This is a genomic window from Micromonospora sp. D75 (assembly GCF_018070405.1).
Lineage (GTDB): Bacteria > Actinomycetota > Actinomycetes > Mycobacteriales > Micromonosporaceae > Micromonospora > Micromonospora chalcea.
Window position 1 is genome coordinate 1 of the sequence record NZ_JAGPXV010000444.1, and the last position, 5011, is coordinate 5011.

Sequence of the window (5011 nt, forward strand, 5' to 3'; positions counted from 1 at the left end):
GTGCAGGACCCCGGCGACCGGGCCCAGGTGCGCGCGTACCTGCGCCACCGCGGCGCGGACCGCCTCCGGGTCGGTGACGTCGGCGCGCACGTACCGCAGGCGCACCCCCGCCTCCCGCATCCGGGTCAGGTTCGCGGCCAGCTCCGGGTCCGCGGCCGGGTCGGCCCGGCCGAGCAGGGCCAGCCGCGCCCCGGTGTCCCGGGCCAGGGCGAGCGCGCACTCGGCGGTGATGCCCTTCCCGCCGCCGGTCACCAGCAGGACGTCGTCCGGCCGCAGCGACGGACCGGCCGGACCCGGGCGTGCCGGGCCGGGCGGCGGCAGCGGCCGCAGCAGGGGGACCCGCCGCCGGCCGTCCGGGCCGAGGTGCGACTCGGCGTACCCGTCGGTGGCCGCCACCTCGCGCACCACCCGGTCCACCAGGTCGTCGGCCGGGGCCGCCTCGACCAGCGTCACGTGCAGACCCGAGCCCTCCAGCCGGGCGGTACGGGCCAGCCCGGCGACGCCCCGGCCGTGCTGGACGACCACCAGGCGGCTGCCCGGAGGCTGGGCCACCGCCGCCTGGACGGCGCGCAACGCGAGGTCCAGGTCCACCTCCTCGCCCGGGCAGAGCAGCACGCCGCCGCCGACGCCCGCACCGGCGAGCGCGTCGCGCAGCGCCTCCGCGTACGGGGTCCCGGCCGGCGCGTACAGCCGCCAGGTGCCCGGCCCGGCCGGGCCGGCGCCGGCCGGCTCCACCGGTTCCTCGACCAGCTCGACTGTGAAACCGCGCACCCACGGGGCGACGCCGTCCACCCGCCGGTCGGCGGGCGGGGCGGCCGGGTCCAGTTCCCGCAGCGCGTCGGCGATCTCCCGCAGCGTGGCGGTGGCGAAGTTCGTCGGCGCCTGCACCGCGGGCAGGCCGAGTTCCCGGGCGGCCTCGTTCACCAGCTGACCCACGGCGATCGAGCTGAGGTGCAGACCGTCGAGGAGCCGGGTGTCCGCGCCGACGCTCTCGGGCGGCAGCTCCGCGCGGGACGCGGCCAGCCGGCGCAGCACCGCCAGCGGGTCGGCCGCCGGTCCGCCTCCGGCCGGGGCCGTCTCGTCGACGGTCACCGGCCCGCCCGCGGCCTGCGGGGTGGCCCCGGTCGGGGACGCCGCCGCCACGGCCACGGCGGGCGCGGCCTCGCACGGGTTGGCGAAGAAGCGCCGCCGCGCGGCCAGGTCGAGCGGACGGATCGGACGGTCGCTGACCAGCGCGGCGTGGTCCACGGGCGCGCCCAGCGTCCAGAGCGCGCCGACAGGGCCGAGGAACCCGGCGAGCGTCGGCGCGTCCGTGCCGGTGGCGAACACCGGCACGTCGACCAGCTCCCGGGCCATCCGCGCGAGCACCTGGCCGGGACCGACCTCGACCAGCGCGTCCACCCGCCGGCCGGCCTCGGTGACCGCCGCGGCGAAGCGCACCGGCTCGGTGATCTGCCGGCGCAGCAGCGCCGCCAGGTCGGTGCCGGAGGTCAGCTCCGCGCCGGTGACTGTGGAGACCACCGGCCGGCGCGGCGGGGTCAGGCGGACCCCTTCCAGCCAGTCGCCGAACTCGCGGGCGGCCGACGCCATCAGCGGGGAGTGGAACGCGTGCGAGACGGCCAGGTCCGCCCAGTGCACACCGGCGTCGGTGGCCCGCTCGCACACCCGCCGGACCGCGTCGGACGGGCCGGCGACCACCGTCTGCCGCGGCCCGTTGTAGCCGGCCACCACCACCGGTTCGGCGCCGATCAGCCGGGCGGTGACGGTGTCGTCGGCGGCGATGCCGGCCATCGTGCCCGGTTCCCGGCAGCCGGCCATGACCGCGCCGCGCGCCGCGGCGATCCGCAGCAGCGCCTCCGCGTCGACGGTGCCGGCCCAGTGCAGCGCGGTGATCTCGCCGAGGCTGTGCCCGACCGCCACCCGCGCCTCGACGCCCAGTTCGGTGAGCACCCGCAGGCCGGCCAGGGAACCCGCGGCGTTTCGCGGCTGGGCCACCTCGGTGGCCACCGGGTCCGCGTCGGCCGGCAGCGCCGCCAGGCGGTGCACCTCGGCGGCGGCCGGGAAACGCCGGGCCAGCGCGCCTCCGTCGACGCCGCGGCCGGAGCCCTGGCCGGGGAAGAGGAACCCGAGCCGGGCCGGGCGCAGCGTGCGCCGCAACGCCAGCCCGTCGGCGAACAGCTCCTCCTCGCCCCGGTCGAGCGCCGCCAGGACACGCTCGAACCGGTCCACCGCCTCGGCGGGGGAGGCGGCGACCACCGCCAGCCGCATCGGCCGGCCGCGTACCTCGCCGGCCAGAGCGCCGGCCAGGTCGGTCAGCTCGCCGTACGACAGCCGGGCCAGCGGATCCAGCAGCGCGGCCACCCGTTCCCGCAGCGCCACCGGGTCGGCCGCGTCGAGCAGCAGCAGCTCGGCGTCCTGGGTGTGCCGGGCCAGCCGCAGCTGCTGCCGCCGGACACGTTCCGGCACGGCGGACGGGCCGGCCTCCAGCACCAGGTGGGTGTTGATCCCGCCGAAGCCCATCGCGGTGACCCCGGCGCGCAGCGGCGCCCCGTCCGGCCACGGCTCGGCCACCGGCGCGGCGCGCAGCGTACGGTCCGCGGCGGTCAGCTCCGCGCGGGGACGGGCGCACCCGGCGGTGGGCGGGACGATGGCGTGCCGCAACGCCATGGTCGCCTTGATCAGCCCGGCCACCCCGGCGGCGGCCTTGGTGTGCCCGATGAGCGCCTTGATGGAGCCGATGGCGGCCGGATCGGTGGCTCCGGCGTCGCGCCGGGCGGCGGAGAGGGCACGCAGTTCGGTGGCGTCGCCGACGGCGGTGCCGGTGCCGTGCCCCTCGAAGAGCGGGACCGTGCCGATGCCGAAGCCGGCCCGCTGGTACGCCCGGTCCAGCGCCAGCCGGTAGCCCTGCGCCTCGGGCCGGGTCATCCCGCCGCGCCCGTCGGAGGAGACGCCCCAGCCGGCGATCGTCGCGTGCACGACGCGCCCCTGCGCCACCGCGTCGTCGTGGCGCATCAGCACGACCATGCCGCAGCCCTCGCCCGGCCAGAAGCCCTGCGACCGCTCGTCGTACACCCGCATCTCGTCGCGGGCCAGCGCGCCGGCCTTGGCGAAGCCGACCATCTCGAACGGGTCGATGGACAGGTCCACCCCGCCCGCCACCGCCACGTCGACCTCGCCGTCGGCCAGGGCGCGCGCGGCGGTGACCACGGACAGCAGGCTGGAGGCGCAGGCGGCGTCCACCGTCCAGCCGCCGCCACCGAGGTCGAAGTGGTTGCAGATCCGCCCGGCGATGGTGTTGGAGAGACCACCGGCGAGCGTGTCCTCGTCGATCGGCGGGAACGGGCTCTTGTACCGCTCCTCGGTCACCGCCAGGAACTCCGCGATCCGCCGGTCGGGCCACCCCTGCTCCTGCAGCCCGGCGGCCAGCACCCGGCGCACGTACGGCCAGCGCAGCCGCAGCACGTTGGCGCGGGAGAACTCGCCGGTGAGGGTGTTGCCGACCACCACGGCGGTACGGTCCCGGGGCAGCCCGGCGCCGTCCGGCCAGCCGGCGTCGGCGAGCGCCTCGCCGGCCACGTCCAGCGCCAGCCAGTGGGTGAGGTCGGTGGAGCGGTAGGTGCTGCCGGCGATCCGGTGCCGGATCCGGTCGAACGTGTACCCCTCGATGACGGCGGCGTGCCGGTTGTAGAAACGGTCCGGGGTGGCCGGGTCGGCGTCCCAGTAGTCCTCCAGGCTCATCCGCTCCGGCGGCAGCCGGCGGAACGCGCGGCGTCCGCTGAGGGCGTTGCGCCACAGGTCGGCCACCGAATCGGCTTCCGGGTAGCGGCAGCTCATGCCGACGACCGCGATTCTGCTCATGTCGTCACTCCTGGGGTTGTGCGATTCGCGGATCAGGCGGGCACGGGCCGCTTGCCGTTGTCCGCGGAGACGGGACCGGCGGTGGCCGGTGTCCCGGGCGTTGCGGGCGAGACGGGTTGGTCCTGCTCGCGGCGCCGCTGCTCGCGGCGCGAGGCGTGCAGCGACCAGAGGAAGGTGCCGCGGACCAGGCAGACGATCGCGGTGGCGAAGAAGAGCCCGTACGTCACCGAGGCGCCGGTCAGCACGCCGTACACCAGCGCCACGCCGCCACCGAACGCGAACTGGGCGGCCGGCCGGCTCGGCGTGGTGCCCGGATCGGTGATCATGTAGTTGGTGAACAGGACGAACGCGGTACCGGTCATGGTGGCCAGCGCGGCCACGATCGACGTGTCCAGCACCAGGCCCCGGACCACCGACTGCACCACGAAGATCGACAGCCAGCCGGCGATCAGCCACATCCGGCGGGTGAGCTTTGCGTTGAGCATCGTGCCCAGGACGAGGATCACGGCCACGATCGCCCAGTCGGCGGGGCCGGAGAGGTTCTCGGTGAAGTGGTACGGCGGCGCGATGGAGACCCACGGGAACAGCAGCAGCACGATCGCGATGCCGAAGTTCGACGGGTTCATGAAGTGCCGCAGCCGCCCGTTGACCGGCGCCCGCAGCAGCCACTTGCCGCTGATCGCCACCAGCACGCCGAAGAGCATCACCAGCACCCGGTCGTTGGTGTAGAGCAGCATGTTCACCGCCAGCGCGGTGATGTGCGCGGGGAAGAGGAACTCGACCAGGTTGCGCACGCCGCCGGCGTACCGGGGGGCGCGGCCCTCACCCCGGGCGCCCACCGCCTCCAGTAGCAGCTCGGCGGCGTACGCGGTGAGCACGGCATACACCGGCCAGAGCGCGGGCTGCTCGAAGCCGAGGACCGTGTAGCCGAGGATGTTGAGGACGGTGATCGAGATCGCGAAGCGGCGCAGCGCTGTCACTCGCGGGTCGCGTGGCTTCGTCATGAACTCGCCTCCTGTGCCTGGGTGCCGAGGGTGAGCGCGTGCCGGCCGGGGGTGAGCGTCACCGTCTGCGCGCGTGGCGCGCCGGTGCGGTCCCGCCAGGCCAGGTCGACCTGGACCGGCCCGGTGACGTCGCCGAGGCCGATGTGCAC

The 5011-nt window shown here is 76.2% G+C and carries 2 protein-coding genes; both read right to left on the reverse strand.

The window, feature by feature from the left end; translation table 11 throughout:
* A partial coding sequence (locus KBX39_RS22705) for a type I polyketide synthase (RefSeq protein WP_210872411.1) occupies positions 1-3858 on the reverse strand: 3858 nt, incomplete at its 3' end.
* A gap of 32 nt (positions 3859-3890) precedes the next feature.
* Positions 3891-4862, reverse strand: a complete 972-nt coding sequence (locus KBX39_RS22710; RefSeq protein WP_043325264.1) for a hypothetical protein — start codon at positions 4860-4862, stop codon at positions 3891-3893.
* Positions 4863-5011 lie beyond the last annotated feature (149 nt).